The organism is Agromyces sp. NPDC052230, assembly GCF_040679595.1.
Classification (GTDB): domain Bacteria; phylum Actinomycetota; class Actinomycetes; order Actinomycetales; family Microbacteriaceae; genus Agromyces.
Window position 1 is genome coordinate 46,056 of sequence record NZ_JBFAVC010000006.1, and the last position, 18,409, is coordinate 64,464.

Here is an 18,409-nt window from a genome sequence, read left to right on the forward strand (position 1 = left end):
CCCGCTCGGGTGAGTTCGAGCCCTCCGGATGCTCCAAATCGAGATCGTGCTCTCGCTCGCGACGCTTCCGCTGGATCCATAGCTTGTGGCCGACCTCGCGTTCGACGCGTGCAGCGAGCAGGCCGCCGTGGGAGCGACCGCCCTCGTCAGGCACGTCGCGATGCCGTCGCCCAGCAGGGGCTGACCGACCCGTCGACTCGTTGTCAAGGTAACTGCTGCCAGCCATCCCGCTCTCAAATTCAGGCACGCGCACGATCTCCGCATGCGCTCAATTCGAGCGCTCCACGAAAGCGTTCAGAAGAGCTTCGCCTCCCTGAGGCGCCAGAGAGAACGAGGTCCATCGGACGTCAGGCTTCCCCGCGCAGGTATCGCCTCCCCGCGACGATGTAAGCGTGAATCTGCTGCGCCGAGGTTGTGATGGAGCCCTCTCCGCGACGGCGCACGATGCTAAAAAACGCGCCCTCGACCTTGCCCTCTGCGATCACCCCATGCACAAGGTACGGCTGCATCTCGGCGGGCTGCTTCGGGACATAGATCGCGAGAACAGCGTCGGTCGGGGACGTCGCGAACTTCTCGATCAGCAGCCCGTCCACTGGCGGAACGATCCGAGCATCAAGCACCTCGCTAATCTGTGCTTTGTTGAGAAGTGAGTCGCGCACTGGAGTCAGACTCCCAATCTCGCTACCTCCACCAGCGGCCTCTCGATACCCCACTACCAGCACGGCATCGACGTCGGCGTTGGCAAACCGAGCCACGTCCTGCGCCAGCTCAATCTTCGCCTTCTCGCCTGGGGTGCCGGCGACCCAGATCGGGTGCATCGCGGTCTTCACCTCGAGGTACTCCGACTCGACTTCTCCGATCAGTAGGTTGAAGTGTCCTCCGCGCAAGAGGTTGAGTACACCAGACGCATGCAACGGACCGTCGCGCGTCGCCTTTAGGTAGTCGGCGAGGGCCGCGCCCCCATCCATGAGTACCGAGACGGTTCTAATCGGATCCGTGGTCAGCGTGATAGCCACGTCATGCGCCATCGCCGCGATCGTCGCGCGCTGCTCTGCATTGAGCTGTTCAGCATGCTCCGGCTCAAGGCCGCTAACCGAGAAATCGACCGCGATCTCCTCCGGTGAGCCTCCCCCCGCGAGCCTGAGCCTAACATCGACGATGGTGCAGTCGTAGGCCTCTACGACTCTCCGAAGTGAATCCGCGATGTCTTCTGGAGTAGACGGCGGCTGGGTCGCGTAGCGCTCCGTTACGACGGCCACGAGTTGGCCGGCCTGCACGTCGACGTGATATCGCTCTTCAAGATCCAGAACATCGTCATTCACCGGCGGCGGCGTGCGATCGACGTAGAGCTCGGTGCCGTAGTAGTTGCCATCAATAGCGGCGGCGAGACTAGCCACGCTGACGCCGCGAAGTTCGGACTCGGCTGCGACGAACGGGCCGTGGTCGATCCGCACGATTACACCGCCCGCTCCGATGCCCAGGTCTCGCGAGACGTCAGTGGCTTCGCCGGCCCTTGAGGGCGGCAGACGGGTCTCCGTGAAATCGTCGTCGTGGGAGATAACGAATACCTGGAGGCCCTCAGAGGCATGGGGAGCTGGATCGAGAGTCGACATAGACCTAGTCAAGTGCACGCGGCCCGCTCTCCCAGTGACAGAGCACCGCGGCGGCCAGTCTGGCTTGTACGTAGCGAATCTCATGCCAAGAACGCGTCGTGCTTTGTGGTCATGCGCAGTCCTGGCGCGCGAAGCATCACGCACCAGACCTTGCGCCTTTGAACGACACGGAACTCCCCAAGATCTGAGCCGTCGCTTCAGCTACCTGCGTTGAACTGACTGCGTGCCGTCATCCTCGTGATCGACTTCCCGTCAACCAAGCGCCGACACACCGACCCGTACACCGAACGCTCGTTCTCGGGGATGTTCATGTTGTCCGGAAGCATGAAGCGATCCGCCCGATCGCGTCAAGGTCGGCGTGGCAGCGATTACCTCGGCGACAGGAAGCGCGACCTCTGCGCTGACCGAGCTCGCCTTCGCCTCGCCGTGAGCTGCGTCAGTCCTCGTTTGGCTCAGTGGGCTATGCAACGCGGTTGGTCCATTCCCGAAGGTTATCGGCCCGGTGGGAACGCGTCGCCTCACCAGTTCAGGTACCACGCAGCGAAATCTCGATCGGCGCGCGCGGCTCCTGCAATTTGAACCGCAACCCGATGCGCGCCTTCGCCGCCCGCGCTGCTTTCCGAGCGTCCTCCACCGAGAGACGGCTTGTCCTCAGCTTGGGCAAAAGTTCCTGTGCGGCCAGCTGGATTACGAGAGACTCCGTCGGAACCGGAGGCCGACCGTGTCGTCGGCGCGCCCGGTTCTCAAACGCCGCCTCCTTGGCCAAGCGCGTGAAATCATTCTCGACATGTGCGACGACTGACGTCACGAGGCGCTCGAACTGCTGGCGGCGTTCTTCCTGTCTCAGCACCGCTTGCGTGCTGCGCACTGAGGCTGCAACATCCTGGCTAGTCAGAAGGTCGACCCGTCGCATGCGGTCGGTCACGATCTCAACCGCGCGGGCGTACACGATGCGTTCGACGTCTACGGGCGGGAGTCCCATCCGCGCACGCCTCGCCGCGTAAGCCTCCGCGAACTCCCGCATGCTTGCACCGTACTTGAGCATGTGCTCCGTCAACGTCTCGGCGAACACCGTGAACTGCCGCAGATGCTCGTTCAGCATCGGGTCACCGAAGTAGGCGCCAGCCTTCCGTTCGTTCGCGCGACGCTCGGCAGCAGTAGTGGGATGCAGTCGCTTCGGAGGTAGCCCCGCGCGCGCGAGCCGCCGCTGGAGACGCCGCTCCGAGGCATTCGCCTCGAGTTCCGCTTGATAGATCTCGGGGTTGCTGCGGCGGTTGCGCTGGAGCTCCGCGCGACGATCCTTGTTTCGCTCGGCCCACTCCTTTGAGGCACGCCGAGCGCGCTCCGGGTCAGCATCACGTCGTGCCGCGGCCCGCTCGCTCACTTCGTCGCGATGCGTCGCGTAGTAGCGGTTGTAGTACTCACGAACCTTGTCGCGGTTCTCCTCGACCCAGCGCTGCTGGTACGTGCGCACTCGTTCGGGATGCTCCTCGCGCCAGCGCTTGGCTCGCTCCCGCGACTCCCGCTTCGTCTCGGCTTCGCGCCGTTTCCGCGCAGCATTGCGACGCGCCAACTCGCGATGCTGCTGCCGAGCTCGATCACGATGCTCCTCGTGCCACCGACGATTCATCTCACGGACACGCTCCGGATGCGCTTCCTTCCACGCGCGACTCTGCTCGCGTGCGAGATCGGCATTTGCTTCTCGCCAGCGTCGGTTCCGTTCGCGCTTGCGCTCCAGCTTCTGGGCGGCGCGCTTGGATTCGTCGTCGCTGTCGGTGCTGGGCACGACGACCTCCTATCCGCCGTCGGGCGGCGCGAGCTCGATCACGAGAGCGAGCAGCTCCGAGCGATGCGCCGACGGATTCGTGATCACGCGCCCGATCACGGTACGAAGGCGCTCGACGTCCTCGACCGCGAGCCCTTCTATCGGTTCGAGGCAGTAGTCGATGTCTCGCTGAAGGTCGTACTCGACATCGTCAACGGCGATCTCGGGGTAGTAGAACAGCGCCGCCAGCGCAGTTCGGCTGAGGAGATCGTCGAACTGCTCCTGCGGCACCATCATGGCTGTCCTCCTGCTCGCGGCATACGTCGTGCCACAAGACTTACGTGAACAACAGGTGCACCGATAGCGCCGTGCGGATGATTGCCGAAAGCAGGTCTACCTGGCGAGATCGGCCGGCTCGCGCTCAGATGCGGCACCGTGGGGGGCGACGCCGGGACCGAGGACGTACTTCTCTTCGCGACTACCCGTCGCCGCACGAGTGACTCGAGCCTCGTGCATCCGAACTCGGGCGAGCCGGATCAGCGTCACGGGGCCGGCGACGATGAACTTCAGCGCGTTCCAAGCGAGGAGCAGCCCGACGAGGTACAGCCAGCCGGGCGCCTCCGCCTCAGCGAGTCCGAGGCACAGCAGCGCTCCGAGGCCGTACGGAACTGCGAGCAGCATCGCCAGCACGCCCCACTTGAGTCCACGCCGCGTGTGTATGGCGTCGAGCAGAATGTTGGCCGGCATGAACCGACGGAGCACGAAGTGGGTGCGGGCGACGCTCGCCCAGATGAGCCCGAACATGCTGCAGCCCTCCATTGTTCGGCGACGAGAACCTGGAGGGACCGCCGAAAATCGGAGGTCATGCCATCGCGACGAGCGATGCAACGAAATGAGGTCGCCTTCGGCCGCAGTCTAGAACTGACGTCCGACAGACGGAAGAGCCGTCGGGACACTCGGCTGCCGCCGGTCGGCGCCGCGCGCTTGGTCCGAGAGTCGACGCGCGATGCCGAGCGCACGCCGAGCTCTGGCTGCATCCGCCCGCTGCGCGCCGCTTTGCGGTTCCGATTCCAATGCGTGTGCTCCCGTGAGGCCGTAGCGATCGAGGTAGGCGGCGACCGTCAGAGCATAACGGCGCCAGGCCTCCGACGCTCCGCGCGGTGGCACCCCGAGTGCGCGAGTCCACGGCGCCTTTCCGTGCAGCGCCTGGTCGAGGATCGCGTCTGCGCGTGCCTCGATCAGAGCGCGTCGCTCCTCGAGGGCACGGCGAGCGTCAGGATCGATCTCACCGAGCACTAGCGGAATGAGCCCCGCGATGAGCCGCGGAGCCTTGCGTGAGGGCCCGGCGCGACCACCGACGCCGTGGACAGTTGCCGCCGCGACTCGGGCACGCAGCACCGCCGCGATATCTTGCGCATCGTCGAACCCGCGAGCCCGGACGCTGCTCGAGAGCAGTTGCTCAACGTCGAAGTGCTCGGCTTCCGCTCTCCGGAGCTCCGCGGTCAGGGGCCCGAAGGCATCCGATTTGATCGCGGATTCGGCTTGGTCTAGAGGAAGTCCGCAACCGCGTACGAGCTCCGCCCACCGACTCCGCTGAGCCGCCGCAGCGATGGTCTCGTACTCCGCTGCGAGCTGAGCGATCGATCCCCACGCGTCCTGCTCCGCCGCGAGCGTCTCGTGCGCGGACACGTCGGCTCCGACGTGTTGCAGCACGCCGTAGAGAACGCTCTGTGCCGTCGCCTTCTCCGCATCGCCGGGGCGCGGCCCGATGTGCGAGACATCCGGTCGGTCGACAGCGACGTAAGCGACGTTCGACTCGCGGCCACGTGTCATCGCCACGTAGAGGTTCTCTCGAGTCGTGCCCGACGCGACTACGACGTGGGACGTGTCGGTGGTGATGCCCTGCGCCCGGTGAGCCGTCACCGCGTACCCGAGCTCGACGTGTCGACGGACGTACGCCGCTGGTAGCACGACAGTGCCCCGCCATGGACGTTCGGGCCGTTGCACCTCGAGACCGCCATCCCTGCGCACTGTTGCGATGGTCCATCGGTCGCCGTTGCGCACCCAGCGTCGTCCGGCGCGAAGCCGGCGATCGTTCCGCCGGGTGATGACCGTGTCGCCGACGGATGCCGCGGTGCCATCGTGCAGCTCCGCCTCTCGGAGCGCGTCGATCCGACCCTCCAGGATGAGTTCCGTCCGTGCCCGGACGTTGAGAGCCGACACCGCTTCGTTCGATTCGCTGATCAGCACACTCGCCTTCCCAGCGCGGGCATCGGCGCGCCACGCGAGGTACGCGGCATCCGCCATCGCCTCAGTACTGCCCTCGAGCACGCGGCCGTGCGCGATGTACTCGTCGATGGCCTCGGCATCGCCATGGCGCAGAGCCAGTGACGCGGCCTTCTCCCACTCGTTGACGAAGCGACGCACCTCAATGAGCTCAGGGGCATCTGGTCGATCGTGGACGAGCAACGAGAATGCGCCGCCGGCTTCGACGGATTGGAGCTGCGCAGGATCGCCGACGAGCAGGACCTTCGCTCCCCCGGCGGCGGCGAGCGCCGACACCCGGTCCAAGTACAACGTGCCGGCGAGAGACGCCTCGTCGATGATGATGAGCTGGTCGGGTCGGAACGTCGTTCCGATGCGTAGGTGGTCGTGCCACCACTTCGCGAGGTTCTCGGTGGGGATGCCAAGGTCTTCAGCGAGGACGTGGGCGGCTGCGGCGGATGGCGCGAGCCCGACGACCGAGCCGGCGCCATGTTCTTCTTCCCAAACGCGGCGAAGCGCACTCATCGCGCTCGTCTTGCCTGCGCCGGCCGGACCGACGAGAACGTCCACGACGCGCCCCGATGCGACGATATTCGCGAGCGCCTCGACCTGCGCGTCGTCAACCGCTCCCCTCCCGCTGCCGGCTCTGAGCGTCGCACGGAGCGTCGTCGGCGCGACGCGTGGCGCGGTGTCGTCGACCGAGCGCTTCAGCAGGCTCGCCTCGGCCGCCATCACCTCTGCCGAGCTGAACACGACCGGGTGCTTCGGACGGAAGACCGACGAGCCATCCGCTCGCTGGAACGGTGCCGGACTCGGTGCGAGCTCCGGCGGCGTAAGGCGAAGTGACGCCCGCTCGGCAGCATCGACGACGAGACGGATCACCGCCTCGCGATCTGACGCCGACGCGAACCGGAAACCCATTGTCTGGCGCGCCGCTTCGGCGACGAGATTCCAATGCCGCCAAGTGGAGCGCTTCTCGCTCACGGCAATCATCACGGCCCTCCCGAGGGCGCCGACTTTCGGAAGCGGGATGTCGTCAGCGCGAAGCATGGCGTGCGGAAGGTTTGTGATCGCGGTGCGGGCCCAGCTCACGGCATCCGTTCCGAGAACGCTCGCAGCGCGCTCGCGCCAGCCCGCCGTGAGCTCGGCGAGTGAACGCACTTCCTTCGCGGGCCGAGTGGACAGCGTGGCCTGCGCGCGGAGCTTCATGATGGTCACGCGACCCGGCCGACGGCCGCGTGCCCGCGTGTGCGCCTCGATCAGGCGGTCCGTCTCGGCATCGATGTGCTGCGATCGCGTCGAGAACTCGGTGACCAGCGCCTCCGGAACGGTCGCGATCGCCCACGCCGGATTGCGGTCTCGTCCTCGTGAACGCTGCTCCCACTGCGCACCGATCGACCGCGTGAGCGCGTCCGCGAAGAGCGTCTCGTGGAGTTCCGAGATCGCAACGACCGCTGCGTGCATTGGTCTTCCGTCGAGCGAACGCCACTTCCCGTCGTGCACGGTCATTGCCTTGTTGCTGATCACAACGTGCGTGTGCAGGTGTGGATCGCCGGCGCGGCTATCGAAGTGATCGAACGCGGTTGCGGTCAATCCCGACACATCGACCTGCGCAACGGCTCCGTCGCGTACGGCAACTCCGGTGCGCGTCGCAGCAACCTCGCGCTCGAGGAACGCAAGCGACTCCGCAACAGCTGCATGGTGGGCTTGCACAATAGCCGCCTGCGTCGTTGCATCCGCAACGCCCCAAAGGACGCTCGCGGACTTCGGAATCGAGAAGGTGAAGTCGTAGCCGGCGACGGCGCGGCGGCGGGATGCCTCGTGGCCCGACCCCTTCTCGTAGACCGGGTACGCCCGTCCCAGCGGTTCACCGGAGACCGGATGGCAACCCAGACCGATCAGCCGTTGGAGCTGCTCTTCGGAGACCTCGTTCCCCTCGACGATGGTCGAACCCAGAGCAGCGAGGCCGCTTCCCATCCAGCGACCCGGCGGAGTGCCGTTCGCGCTGTAGTAACGGGTCAGCGGCGTCGAGAGCGAACGGTCGCCATCGCCGGCAGCGACAGTGCGGAGGAGGTACCTGAATCCGTCGCCGGCGCTCATGACCCGCATCGATACCGTCATCGCGATTACCTCCACCGCCGTGGAGAAGGTGCGCCTCGATCTGCAAGAGGCGTGGCGGCAGTGGCGACGGCGGCGAGGAGTGGCTACCGAAACGGTCGAACGTAGGGGGCGAGAACGCGATCCGGAAGCGGCTCCCGCTCATTGTCGAGGAGCAAGCCAGGTGAGCACGGTCTGTCGCCAGCGATCCGGGTCGGAGTTCCAGGTCATCGTGTGGTCGGCATCGAATGACTCGAGCGTGACCAAGTCGGGTCGGAGGCTCTGCAGACGAGCAGCCACCGCGAATGGTGAGGACGTGTCTTCGGCGCCATGGAGCAGGAGCATCGGGGCCGAAATCTCGGCGGCACGCGCGACCCAGTCGAAGCGGCCGACGTCGACCACGCTCGGCAGGCCGGCGATCCGGGCTAGCAGTGGTCGGTCCAGCCACGGCAGCGCGAGCAGCCCCGCCCACGCAGGGAGCCCGGCTCGCACGCAGTTCGCCTTGATCGTCGAGACCCAGTCGAGCACCGGCGACTCCAGCACGACTCCAGCGACATCAGCACGCAACTCTGGGTCGACCGCGATCTGCAATGCGATTGCGCCGCCCATCGACCAGCCGAAGAGGATGAGTCGTCGAGCGCCGTGAGCGCGCGCATAGGCCAACGCCGACCGAACGTCATCGGCCTCCACCGACCCGAGCGTCGAACGACCCGTCCCGACCGACGGACCCTCCCCGTCGTTCCGATACGTCACGACGAGGGAGGTCAACCCGAGCTCTGTTGCAACCTGCACCCCGCGCAGCGTGCCGGCTCGGGGGCTCCCAAGGCCATGGATGTGGATCGCCCACGTCGACGAGCTCGCGCCGGCCGGCTCGATCTGCCACGCAGGAGCCGGCCCGACGTCGGTCGGCACCTCGACGTCGACCCATTCGAGACCCGCATCCGACGGGCTGGCGAAGTAGATCCCGCTCCAAGACGCACGCTCCCCCGCCCTCGGGCCGGTCGCGCCAATGCCACCGTCCACGTCGCGTCTGACCAGGGCCGCCCCTCGGTCGTCCACCTCGTTCGCCAGTCGAATCAGGCCACCGCCTTCGAGCAGCAAGCTGTATCGCCCAGGCGCGGCCGTTCGGGTCGTCCGGTCCAAGACCACGGCCCGCCGGTCTCCCACCTTTTCGATATCGCGGATGACGACATCGAAACGCCGATCCGATCGGGCCGTGAGGCGTCGTGCGATCACAAACCCGAGGCCGCCGAGCGAGACCGCGGCGGCGGTCCCGAGCCCCGCGACCAACCATCCGAGCTTCATTGAGCGCGCTTCCTCAGCTCTGCGGCCGCGGAATCGTCGGCTGGCTCAGACGGCACATCCGCGAACCCGGCGCCGACCAAGTGCCGCTCCGCCCGGTCGACGAGCTCCCGCTCCTCCTCGGACAGGTCGAACGCCACTCGGCTGTCGATGAGCGCGTCGCGGATCTCGACGATCTCGCGGTGCAGCACGGTCTCGGGTTCGGACGTCTGGAACGCGGCATCCGCGCTCTGACTGATCCCGGGCCGCACGCTGATCGCTCGACCCCAGGCCGGCTGGAGCTCGAGGATGAGCGCGCGGGTTCTCTGCGCCCGAGATCGGGTCTGCAGGCTTCGGAGGACCGGCTGGGAAGCGAACCCCAGGCACAGGAATACGAACGTACAGAGATAGAGCGGGCCGTACGCGACAGACACGGCGGCCATGAGCTCGAGATTACCCACGCCATGCGCGATATCCATGCTGATCACCACGGCGCTGAGTGTCAGCCCGAAGAGACTTCCGAGGAGCAGTGACGTCGGCGGGAGGCGCTGGGTGCCCTGTGAGACCCGGATTCGCTGCGCTGCGAGCGCGGCCATCGCGGCGAGGACGACGCCGTAGTAGGTGAAGTGGATCATCGAATACGCCGCGGCCGCCGGCTGGTCGCCGAGGTCGAGCATGAAGGTCGTGGTGGTCCCCCGCTGGTCGATGAAGACGAATGCGACGATGGAGAACACCAGTGCAACCGCGAGGGCGGTGCGGCCGAGCGCGAACTGGACGACGCGGGGCTGTCGATCGGACGCCTTCATGACGCCGCGGCCCAGGAAGAACACCCCGATCATCAACGCCAGGTCCGCGATCAGTGTCACGAGGTTCTGACCGCCGACCACGGCGTCGAGCACCTCGTAGACCGGGTCGATGTTGAGTGTCATTGAAACGGCGATCGTGAGTGTCGCGTAGGTGATGGTCCGTTCCTCACGCCGCCGTCGCAGCACGAGCAGGCTGACAAGGAGTATCCACATCAGCGTGGCGACCAGAACGGGAATCACCCGAAGATCTCCAGGAATCGTGACTCGTGCATGGCCGAGCCTCGGATCGCTGCGGCGAGTTGGTCGGCGAGCGACTCCGCGATGACCTCTTCCGCCGTGTCGAGATTCTGCCTACGAAGCAAGCGACGTCGAGTGTCCAGTGGGATGTCGGGCAGCAGGAAGTCCGGCATCTCACGATCGTCATCGATCCCGTGACCGAGGATCATGTGCGCCAGCTCGTGCAACACGAACTGCTGCCGATGCAGCCTGGAGTCGCTGCGTGCGTGGAGCACGATGTCCTCGGTGTCCGTCATCAGCCAAATGGCACAGAGTCCGTCGTGGTCGCTGAGTTCAGCCAGCTCGACGATGCGGATACCTCGCCGACGCCGTGACTGCACCGCGCTTACCAGTTCGTCGAACGTGAAGGCTTCCCCTAATGCGAGTTCACGGAACGCCGTCGCTACGCTCGCTTCGCTGTTCACCGTCTTGGCCACCCCCTCTGACGTCGCCGGATGCCACCGCGTCGCGCAGCACCCGCGCGGGACTTCTATGTGTGCGTGATCTCCTCATCGAGGAACTTGCTGATTGCATGGAGCGCGTTCGGCGAGATGTCGCCGAGGGTGCGAGCTGCGTACGACTTGACACGCGCTGCACGCATGGAGCGCACAAGGTCGAGCTGCGCACTCACCTTCGCCGGAATCTCAGCGCCTTCAGCGCCCATCAGGAAGGCCGCGTCGACGTCGAAGAAGTCGGCTAGGCCCTCGAAAAGCACGCGGTCCTGCACATACCGATGGCCGTTCACCATGTAGGTCCATCGCGAGCGCGAGAGGTTGGTGCCGCGCTGTTCGAGGAACGCAGCGATGTGGGAGTACGTGGGCTCTGAGCCAGTCTCGGCGACGGCGACATCGAGAAGGAGCCGGAGTCGCTTCGCGAGATCCTCGGCTGCGGTGTTGCTCTCGTCTTCGATCATGTGTCGGAACACCTTCCACCCGCTCGGGTCAGGCGAGGCATCGTCGTTTCGGTTCCAGCGATGGGCCCGAATTGGGCATGCTCAATCTACTCTTTGAGCATGCTCAACACAACGGTTGCGCATGCTCAAATGCAGTGCTAGGAACGAACCAGCGCCGGATTTGAGCATGCTCAACTGCTCGCAGGGAAGCGGCGCGATGACGCCGGCAGCAACCGACCCGGCGGCGACATTCGTCATGCCGCGGAGGACCTCCATGATGCGTGCGCACACCTATGCGTCAGCCACGCCGAACCGGCGACGTCCTTCTGGAAGGTGAACGACGTGTCAACCAAGCCGCAACCGCACCAAGGCTGGGATGCGAAGCTCGACGAGATTCACGAGAAACTCGTCTCGTCCGTCGAATCCCTCGTCTCGGGCGACGAATGGAAGCGAGCGCTCGAATTCGCCGCCCGCTTTCGGACCCGCTCGTTCAACAACACGATGCTGATCTGGTGGCAGCACGCGGCAGCGTACCGGCGTGGCCAAGTGCCCGAGCCCGTTCCGACCCGGGTCGCCGGCTTCAAGCAGTGGCAGGCTCTCGGACGACGCGTGCTCGCCGGCCAGTCCGGGTACATGATCCTGGCTCCTCGGACGGCGCGGTTCGCAACGTCCTCGCCGGCCGATCCGAGCTCGTGGCGACGACTCGAGCGCAATGAGCGTCCGCGCCCCGGTGAAGTCGTCCGCCCACGCATGATCGGCGTACGGCCCGCATATGTGTGGGATGTCTCGCAGACCGACGGCGTCCCGCTCCCTGCGCTCCCCGTGCCGCGCCTACTCAGTGGTGAAGCGCCCGTCGGCCTTTGGGACGGGCTCGCCGACATCGTGCAAGATGAGGAGTTCCGGCTCTCGACGGTTGACGCCCCCGCACTCGGCGGCGCGAACGGTGTGACCGACTTCGCCGCGCGCACGGTCGCGATTCGAGGCGACATGGATGCCGCTGCGCGAGTGAAGACGCTGGCACACGAGCTCGCCCACATACGGATGCACGATCCGGCGACCGAAGCGGTGACGCATCGCGGAATTGGAGAGGTGGAGGCCGAGTCCGTTGCGTTGATGATCGCTGCGGCGCACGGGATGGATACGAGCAGCTACACGATCCCGTACGTCTCGACGTGGGCGACGTCGGTGAAGGAGAAGAGCGCAGTCGAAGTCGTCCAGGACACCGGCGAACGCGTACGGCGAGTCGCCGTCGCGATCCTCGACCAGCTGCCAACCGTGCAGAGCGTCGCTGACGCATCTCCGGGGCTCGAACCGCGTGGCCCACTCCAGAACGTTGGACCGGCCGCCTCGCGACCGACACCGTTCAATCGCGAACTCCGAGTCGGAACGCGGAGCCTGTCATGAGCGTCGCCGAAGTGCTTCTGGCCACCGGACGGATGTCGCCGCGCGACGCCGCGCTCACCTTCGCCCGCGCCGGCACCCCGATCTTCCCGTGCGCCGTGGAAGGGAAGCGTCCGTTGACGCGCTCAGGCTTCCACGATGCGAGTTCCGACCTCGACCTCGTCCGCGCGTGGTGGTCGCGGTGGCCGAACGCGAACATCGGCATGCCGACGGGAAGCACCTCGGGCATCGATGTCGTGGATATCGATGTCGCCGGCGAGGAATCCGGGTTCAGCGCATTCGAGCGCGCTGCCACTGCCGGCCACCTCGAACGCGAGCTCGCCAGGGTCCGCACGCCGTCCGGAGGGCTCCATGTCTACTTCCCGGCGGTGCCGTCTCGTCCGCAGCGCTGCTGGCAGGCTGCAGCGGCGCATATCGATTTCCGCGGCGCCGGAGGCTACGTCCTCATTCCGCCGTCGATGCTGGCCACCGACCGCGGTCGGGTCGCCTATCGACTCTTCTCCCTGTCCGCCGCGAACGCCCGACCCGTCGATGCTGAGTCCCTTCGGAAGTTCATCGATCCGCGACCCGTGGCAACAGCGGCCGGCATCGCGGCGAGCGCCTCGCCGGATTCAGAACGCCTCGCCAAGTGGGTCAGTCGACTTCAGGAAGGCGAACGGAACCACGGCCTCTTTTGGGCTGCCTGCAGACTCGCGGAGGCCGGCTTCTCACCATCGGATGTCGAAGCTGCGCTCGGCGCAGCAGCAAGCAGCGTCGGGCTGCCCCAGTGGGAGATCGCGACGACGATCCGTTCCGCCTTCCGACAACCGACGATTGCGACACCAACGACGGCCGATGCAACCTGGCGTGAGTGCCGGGCTCCGCGCACGCAGAGAGGTGAGGCGCCGTGTCTTCCATGACCCGCCCGAGCGTCGACGGCGTCCGGCTGGCGATGGTCACCGCGATCATCGGCACCGTATTCATCGCGGCGGGGGCCTTCTGGCTCTCGTTCACGTCGCTCAGCGATCTGGCGCGCCGCTCCGGGCTCGACCCGGCTCAGGCCTGGGTATGGCCGCTCATCGTCGACGGCATCATCGTGGTCGCAACCGTGGCCGCCGTCGCGCTCGCACGCTCGCGCGTCGCCTGGTACCCGTGGGCGCTGCTCGTCGCCGGGGCGGCAATCTCGGTCACCGCCAATGCGACACACGCAATTGTCGCGGAGGCCACCGAGGTGCCGCTCGTGCTCGCGGCATCCGTCTCTGCCGTACCCCCTCTGGTGCTGCTCTCGATCACCCACCTGACCTCGGTGCTCATGCGTCACGATGTCGGCCGCACGTCGGCGCAGGCAACCGAGCCGGACACCGCGCCTTCGATCGTCGCGACGGCGACGACGGACTTCCCGGCGACCGCTTCGGGTCGCCCGGATGCCTCGTCACTCCGTGCTCTCGGATGGTCGAACGCCGCCATCGCGAAGCATCTGGGCGTGCATCCGTCCACGGTCGGGCGCTGGTTCCGGGAACGCGTCGTCACACCTGCTCTGCAGAACAACACCGTGAGGGAGGGCACGAGCGATGGATGAGGACGACTTCGAGGAGACACGCGCCGCGACCATCGAGCACGTGGATCACGGCGAACATCCACCCGATGGGCTGCAGGCGGCCCCAACGAGTGCGGCGCCGCGCAAACGCGTTCGGCGAGACCTCCTTGGCGGCGCCCCAGAGCAGCCCGGGATCATCTGGGTTCGCGCGTCAGACCTGCTCAACAGCGGCTCTGGCCGGGTCGCCGGGCGCGGCCTCGACTTCGAGGCAGAACTGGCACGGCGGATGCGGCGATCCGCCGCGACCACTCGGCGAGCGATCCGCGATCGGGCGGATCGACTTCCTCCCCTCTCCGCCTTCGGGCGGTCGCAGGCGCATCCCACGTTCATCCGGCGCGACCTGGGGCGACGTTGATCATGCGCATCGTGGTGTCGGCGGAGACGCACATCACCGTGTCGGGAGGTGCCACGATGGACCGGCAAGTTGACAACGATCCTCACTCGGAGTCCTTTCGCGATTCCGAGCGCCTTCGCATCGTGCTCGAACGGTTGCAGTCCGACGGCGGATCCTGCTGGCGTACCGATCTCGAGGCCGCAGAACTCATGCGCTATGCGGCCGACCGCTATGCCGCTCTCGCCCGCAAGCACGGGCTTGATCCATGGGAGGCTGCGGCCGCCGCATTCGACGCGATGCGGGCACCTTCCACTTTGCGAGCGGATGACCCGTGGGCAGTCGTCACTCGAGCCGTGCAGGTGACGTGTATCGCGGAGGAACGCGCGCAGGGGCTCCTCTGCTCGGTACACCAGGCCCGTCGACCTCGGTTCTCGGGCTACCACGATGCCGAACGCTTCAGTGACCGCGAGCACGCCCTGCCCGACTACCACCCCGCATTCCGGACGGAACCGGTCGACGTCGGCATGGATGCTGCTCCCCCGGGCGTCGAGTCGGCTGTCGAGGACGCGATCTCACTGTTCACCTTGCTCGGCTGGCCACCAGACCGTGCACGCGGTGGCGTCGAGTACATCTGCGGGCGATTGGCGGATGCGCCGTCGCGCGCGTCCGCCTACGAGTCGCTGCGTCGCGATTACACCGCGCGGGCGCTGCTCGACCTTCCGAAGGGCGCGTGGCTCTCGATGCTGCGGGCGGTATTGGGTTGCGCGGATCCAACGCAATCGCACACTGCAGCCGGCCGAGGCATCCTGCTTCGACTCCTGGTGGGCGAGCCGCTGCGTTCGTTGTTCGGAGACGACGACCTGATCTCGGAGATCGTGGTCAATCTCCCCGAGGCGCGAGTATGACCAGTTCCGCCGGGCACATCGAACTGGAGCGCTCGATCGACTCCATCCGAATCGGCACGCGGCATCGGGTTGACCTCGGCGACATCGACGCGCTCGCTACCTCGATTGAACGTCAAGGTCTGCTACAACCGATCACGGTCACTCCCGAAGGCGTCCTCGTCTGCGGGGCGCGTCGACTGGCGGCGCTTCGGCAGTTGGGCGTTCGGAAGCTCAACGTCTGGGTTCGGTCGGGTATCTCGGATCGCCTCATGGAGCTTCTCGCGGAGCAGGACGACAACCTCCTCCACAAACCGCTCAGTGCGACGGAAGCGGCAACCCTGTACCGCGAGTTGAAGGTTGTACTCGCCGAGGAGGCGGCACGCCGTCAGGCTGCGTCGAGGTTCCACGCGAACGACGAGAACACGAGACCGGACGGTGCCGCCGAATCGGCGGAACCGTCCCTCAGCGGCGTCGGGGACAGCCGATCACAGGCGGCCCGAATCGTGACCGGTCGGCGCGCGTACTCCCGACTCGAGGAGATCAACGACCTGCAGCGGATCGCCGGGGATGGCGACGTGGATGCCACGATTCGCGCTCAGGCGCTCGCAGAGCTCGATGGCATCGACAACGGCGCAGCGGTTCACCCCGCACATCAGCGCATCGGTGCGCGGATGTCACTCGCTGAACTCGAGGCGATCGCCTCTGACGTCTCGCAGCCGACGGGCGTTCGGCGGGCCTCGTTGCACGGCGCCGCGCGTCTGCACGCGGTCGAGTCGACGGCGAGCGCCGTCGAGCTCGAGCAACTTGCACGTGAGGCGCTCGCCCGCGTGAAGGGCGGTGCGCCCACGAGTGGCGCTGCGCGCATCAAGCGGATAACGCCTGCGGATGTCTCCGACGCGCTGCTGCCGGTTCGCGCATTCGTGTTCCAGTGGACCGACCTTCGCGACTGGTGGAAGCGATACGACGTCGACGAGCTCGCATCCACGCTTACGGACGAGCAGTGGGAGCAGTTCGAAGCTACGCTCGCCGGCACGATCGAGTTCGCCGAGACCCTCCGGTCGCTACGAAGCCGATTGCGTCACGCGGCGACCTCGAGGAGCCGGTGATGTTCGCCCTGCATCGACGTCGCCGGATCATCATCGCGGTCTCTGTTGTCGCGGGTGTGTTCCTCCTGCTCGTGACAATGGGAATCTTCGGGCTACTTCGCGGCCCAGGCGCCGCCGGCGGAACCGGGCACGCCGGCCACGAGGCATCCGCAACTCCCAGCAGCGCAGCACCAGTCGTTCAACCACGACCGATCGTGGCGACATCGGATCCGGAGCGGTTCGTCCGGGCTCTGGCGCGCGCGCTATTCACGTGGGACACCAGACATCCGGGCGGCGTCTCGGAGTGGGCGCAGACTCTGGTCGATGCAGCGGATGCCGACGAGGCATCCGCGGTCGCATCCGATGTTCGCAACTACCTGCCGGGACCGGAGTACTGGGGTCGGCTGGGCGACTACGGGACCCGGCAGTGGATCGAGATGGAGTCGGTCGTAGTGCCCAGCACGTGGTGGACCGCGATCGCGCAGGCGGCCCCGGGCCAGGCTCCCGCGGATGCCGCGGCCTTCACCATCGTGGGCGTGCGCCAGCGGGCCGGAACTTGGGGCGAGCAGGAGATGCGCACGAGTCGACGGATTTCATTCACGGTCTTCATCGCGTGCCCCGCAGACGATCCATGCGTGCTGCTGCGGCTCTCTCGACCGGATTCCCCGTTGGAGTGAGGCGAGGAATGAAGAAGCTCATCGGCCTGCTCCTGCTTGTCCTGATCGCCGCACCGCCGGCGGCGCTCGTGAGCGTGGCTGCGCTCATGAACCCCGCTGCGATCTCGTGCGGCTCTGGATCTCTTCTCCTTGGTGCGATCCCGGACTCGCTGACCGCGCAGACTCGCGACGGCCGATCGATCACGCTGAACAGGCAACAGCTCATGCACGCTGCGACCATCATCTCGATCGGCGGCCGGATCGCGGGCGTCGGCCGCAACGGCGTCATCATCGCGCTGATGGCGGCACTCACCGAATCATCCCTGCGCATGCTCGCCAACCCGAGCGCGTATCCCGAATCCATCAATTACCCCAACGACGGTGTCGGTGCCGATCACGATTCGCTCGGGCTGTTCCAGATGCGCCCCGCGTCGGGCTGGGGAACCGTCGCCGAACTGATGGATCCCGAGTATCAGGCGCGGGCGTTCTTCGGCGGCCCTTCAGGGCCGAACGGCGGATCCCCGCGCGGCTTGCTGGAAATCTCGGGCTGGCACTTGCTCGACTCGGGCGAGGCTGCTCAGGCTGTCGAGGTCAGCGCCTTCCCGGATCGATACCAGAACTACGAGCCGGTCGCCGAGGCCATCCTCACCGCGCTCACGCGACCGCAGCCGAATGGGTCGAGCGAGGCGAGCCCGGCGGTACCGGAGACCGCGCGCGTCGTCTTCCCGCTCCCCGCCGGCACCTACACGACGTCGGACAGCTTCGGCCCCAGAATCGACCCGTACACCGGCGTGGAGCGGTTCCATGCGGGCAGCGATCTGCCAGCACCGGCGGGCACGCCGATACTCGCGGTCGCCGACGGCGTCGTCACCTTCGCCGGAGAGCGCGGCACATACGGGGGGCTCATCATCCTCGAGCACACCGTCGGAGGCAAGCGCGTCGCGTCGTACTACGCCCACATGTACGACCACGGCATCCACGTCGCCGCAGGCGACAGCGTGGCCGCGGGGCAACACATCGGCGACGTTGGATCCGCAGGCAAGTCGACCGGGCCACACCTTCACCTCGAGATCCATCCCGGTGGGGCGAGCGAGCCGGCGGTCGACGCACTGGTGTGGCTCGCGGAACACGGTGCGGCCGGCCTTGACGGTGGCGAAGTTGCCACGGCCGGATGTCGGCCAGGAAGGGCGGCATGAGATGGACATCTTTCCCGACTTCGGAGCCGTCGGCGGCGCAGCCGAACTCGAGAGCATCGCAGGTGCCCTGCTGACCTTCGTGCTCATCGTCGCCGTGCTGATGATGATCATCAGCGGAGTGACGTGGGCGCTCGCGTCCGCGAACGGACATTTCCAGACTGCTACGCGTGCACGGATCGGGCTCTGGGTGGCGTGTGGGGCCGCGGCGCTCGCGGGCTCGGGCGTCGCTTGGGTCAACTTCCTGCTCGGCGTCGGGTCCCAGCTATAAGCGCGCGATCGCTC

Annotated in this window: 18 protein-coding genes; 9 read left to right on the forward strand and 9 right to left on the reverse strand. The window is 66.6% G+C overall.

All coding sequences use genetic code 11. The annotated features are described in order from the left end of the window. Positions 1-347: 347 nt before the first annotated feature. From AB0K73_RS13810 to AB0K73_RS13850, 9 genes are all read right to left on the reverse strand, one after another. Entirely contained in the window at positions 348-1,613 is a 1,266-nt protein-coding gene (locus AB0K73_RS13810; protein ID WP_360513830.1) for a hypothetical protein, read from the reverse strand. A 526-nt stretch (positions 1,614-2,139) separates the two neighbouring features. After that, positions 2,140-3,399 carry a hypothetical protein gene (locus AB0K73_RS13815; RefSeq protein ID WP_360513833.1) on the reverse strand — a complete coding sequence of 420 codons (1,260 nt, stop codon included), beginning with the start codon at positions 3,397-3,399 and terminating at the stop codon, positions 2,140-2,142. 9 nt (positions 3,400-3,408) lie between these two features. Then, entirely contained in the window at positions 3,409-3,675 is a 267-nt protein-coding gene (locus tag AB0K73_RS13820; RefSeq protein ID WP_360513836.1) for a hypothetical protein, read from the reverse strand. 96 nt (positions 3,676-3,771) lie between these two features. Next, positions 3,772-4,182 carry a sulfate permease gene (locus AB0K73_RS13825; RefSeq protein ID WP_360513839.1) on the reverse strand — a complete coding sequence of 137 codons (411 nt, stop codon included), beginning with the start codon at positions 4,180-4,182 and terminating at the stop codon, positions 3,772-3,774. 111 nt (positions 4,183-4,293) lie between these two features. Continuing rightward, entirely contained in the window at positions 4,294-7,764 is a 3,471-nt protein-coding gene (mobF, locus tag AB0K73_RS13830) for a MobF family relaxase (RefSeq protein WP_360513842.1), read from the reverse strand. A gap of 138 nt (positions 7,765-7,902) precedes the next feature. After that, positions 7,903-8,763, reverse strand: coding sequence for an alpha/beta fold hydrolase (locus tag AB0K73_RS13835; protein ID WP_360513845.1), 861 nt, complete (start codon positions 8,761-8,763; stop codon positions 7,903-7,905). A 278-nt stretch (positions 8,764-9,041) separates the two neighbouring features. Continuing rightward, positions 9,042-10,067, reverse strand: coding sequence for a hypothetical protein (locus AB0K73_RS13840; protein ID WP_360513848.1), 1,026 nt, complete (start codon positions 10,065-10,067; stop codon positions 9,042-9,044). Continuing rightward, a complete protein-coding gene (locus AB0K73_RS13845) occupies positions 10,064-10,540 on the reverse strand; it encodes a hypothetical protein (RefSeq protein ID WP_360513851.1) in 477 nt (158 codons plus the stop codon). The genes AB0K73_RS13840 and AB0K73_RS13845 overlap by 4 nt, the downstream gene beginning before the upstream one ends. A gap of 53 nt (positions 10,541-10,593) precedes the next feature. Next, a complete protein-coding gene (locus tag AB0K73_RS13850; RefSeq protein WP_360513854.1) occupies positions 10,594-11,016 on the reverse strand; it encodes a hypothetical protein in 423 nt (140 codons plus the stop codon). A gap of 321 nt (positions 11,017-11,337) precedes the next feature. On the opposite strand from AB0K73_RS13850, the gene AB0K73_RS13855 reads away from it, so the two are divergent. The 9 genes from AB0K73_RS13855 to AB0K73_RS13895 are packed head-to-tail and all read left to right on the forward strand — an operon-like array spanning position 11,338 to position 18,395. After that, positions 11,338-12,399, forward strand: coding sequence for an ArdC-like ssDNA-binding domain-containing protein (locus AB0K73_RS13855; RefSeq protein WP_360513857.1), 1,062 nt, complete (start codon positions 11,338-11,340; stop codon positions 12,397-12,399). Next, positions 12,396-13,295 (forward strand): bifunctional DNA primase/polymerase, encoded by a 900-nt coding sequence (locus tag AB0K73_RS13860; RefSeq protein ID WP_360513861.1) that lies wholly within the window; start codon positions 12,396-12,398, stop codon positions 13,293-13,295. Before AB0K73_RS13855 ends, AB0K73_RS13860 begins: the two co-directional genes overlap by 4 nt. Continuing rightward, positions 13,292-13,954: a DUF2637 domain-containing protein gene (locus AB0K73_RS13865; protein WP_360513864.1), complete on the forward strand. Its 663-nt coding sequence runs from the start codon at positions 13,292-13,294 to the stop codon at positions 13,952-13,954. The genes AB0K73_RS13860 and AB0K73_RS13865 overlap by 4 nt, the downstream gene beginning before the upstream one ends. Next, positions 13,947-14,327: a hypothetical protein gene (locus AB0K73_RS13870; RefSeq protein WP_360513867.1), complete on the forward strand. Its 381-nt coding sequence runs from the start codon at positions 13,947-13,949 to the stop codon at positions 14,325-14,327. The genes AB0K73_RS13865 and AB0K73_RS13870 overlap by 8 nt, the downstream gene beginning before the upstream one ends. Before the next feature lie 56 nt (positions 14,328-14,383). Then, a complete protein-coding gene (locus AB0K73_RS13875) occupies positions 14,384-15,211 on the forward strand; it encodes a hypothetical protein (RefSeq protein WP_360513870.1) in 828 nt (275 codons plus the stop codon). Next, positions 15,208-16,296, forward strand: coding sequence for a ParB N-terminal domain-containing protein (locus AB0K73_RS13880; protein WP_360513873.1), 1,089 nt, complete (start codon positions 15,208-15,210; stop codon positions 16,294-16,296). Before AB0K73_RS13875 ends, AB0K73_RS13880 begins: the two co-directional genes overlap by 4 nt. Beyond that, the gene (locus tag AB0K73_RS13885) at positions 16,296-16,952 is read left to right on the forward strand and encodes a hypothetical protein (protein WP_360513876.1); all 657 of its coding nucleotides are present in this window, start codon (positions 16,296-16,298) and stop codon (positions 16,950-16,952) included. Before AB0K73_RS13880 ends, AB0K73_RS13885 begins: the two co-directional genes overlap by 1 nt. An 8-nt stretch (positions 16,953-16,960) precedes the next feature. Then, on the forward strand, positions 16,961-18,127 hold the full coding sequence (locus AB0K73_RS13890; protein WP_360513879.1) for a M23 family metallopeptidase: 1,167 nt from the start codon (positions 16,961-16,963) through the stop codon (positions 18,125-18,127). A 1-nt stretch (position 18,128) separates the two neighbouring features. Further along, a complete protein-coding gene (locus tag AB0K73_RS13895; protein WP_360513882.1) occupies positions 18,129-18,395 on the forward strand; it encodes a DUF6112 family protein in 267 nt (88 codons plus the stop codon). Positions 18,396-18,409 lie beyond the last annotated feature (14 nt).

Bases quoted from the DNA above. Each gene is read 5' to 3' on its own strand.
- AB0K73_RS13810 (WP_360513830.1), bottom strand. From the start codon at position 1,613: ATGTCGACTCTCGATCCAGCTCCCCATGCCTCTGAGGGCCTCCAGGTA.
- AB0K73_RS13820 (WP_360513836.1), bottom strand. From the start codon at position 3,675: ATGATGGTGCCGCAGGAGCAGTTCGACGATCTCCTCAGCCGAACTGCG.
- AB0K73_RS13825 (WP_360513839.1), bottom strand. From the start codon at position 4,182: ATGTTCGGGCTCATCTGGGCGAGCGTCGCCCGCACCCACTTCGTGCTC.
- mobF (WP_360513842.1), bottom strand. From the start codon at position 7,764: ATGACGGTATCGATGCGGGTCATGAGCGCCGGCGACGGATTCAGGTAC.
- AB0K73_RS13850 (WP_360513854.1), bottom strand. From the start codon at position 11,016: ATGATCGAAGACGAGAGCAACACCGCAGCCGAGGATCTCGCGAAGCGA.
- AB0K73_RS13860 (WP_360513861.1), top strand. From the start codon at position 12,396: ATGAGCGTCGCCGAAGTGCTTCTGGCCACCGGACGGATGTCGCCGCGC.
- AB0K73_RS13865 (WP_360513864.1), top strand. From the start codon at position 13,292: ATGACCCGCCCGAGCGTCGACGGCGTCCGGCTGGCGATGGTCACCGCG.
- AB0K73_RS13870 (WP_360513867.1), top strand. From the start codon at position 13,947: ATGGATGAGGACGACTTCGAGGAGACACGCGCCGCGACCATCGAGCAC.
- AB0K73_RS13875 (WP_360513870.1), top strand. From the start codon at position 14,384: ATGGACCGGCAAGTTGACAACGATCCTCACTCGGAGTCCTTTCGCGAT.
- AB0K73_RS13880 (WP_360513873.1), top strand. From the start codon at position 15,208: ATGACCAGTTCCGCCGGGCACATCGAACTGGAGCGCTCGATCGACTCC.
- AB0K73_RS13885 (WP_360513876.1), top strand. From the start codon at position 16,296: ATGTTCGCCCTGCATCGACGTCGCCGGATCATCATCGCGGTCTCTGTT.
- AB0K73_RS13890 (WP_360513879.1), top strand. From the start codon at position 16,961: ATGAAGAAGCTCATCGGCCTGCTCCTGCTTGTCCTGATCGCCGCACCG.
- AB0K73_RS13895 (WP_360513882.1), top strand. From the start codon at position 18,129: ATGGACATCTTTCCCGACTTCGGAGCCGTCGGCGGCGCAGCCGAACTC.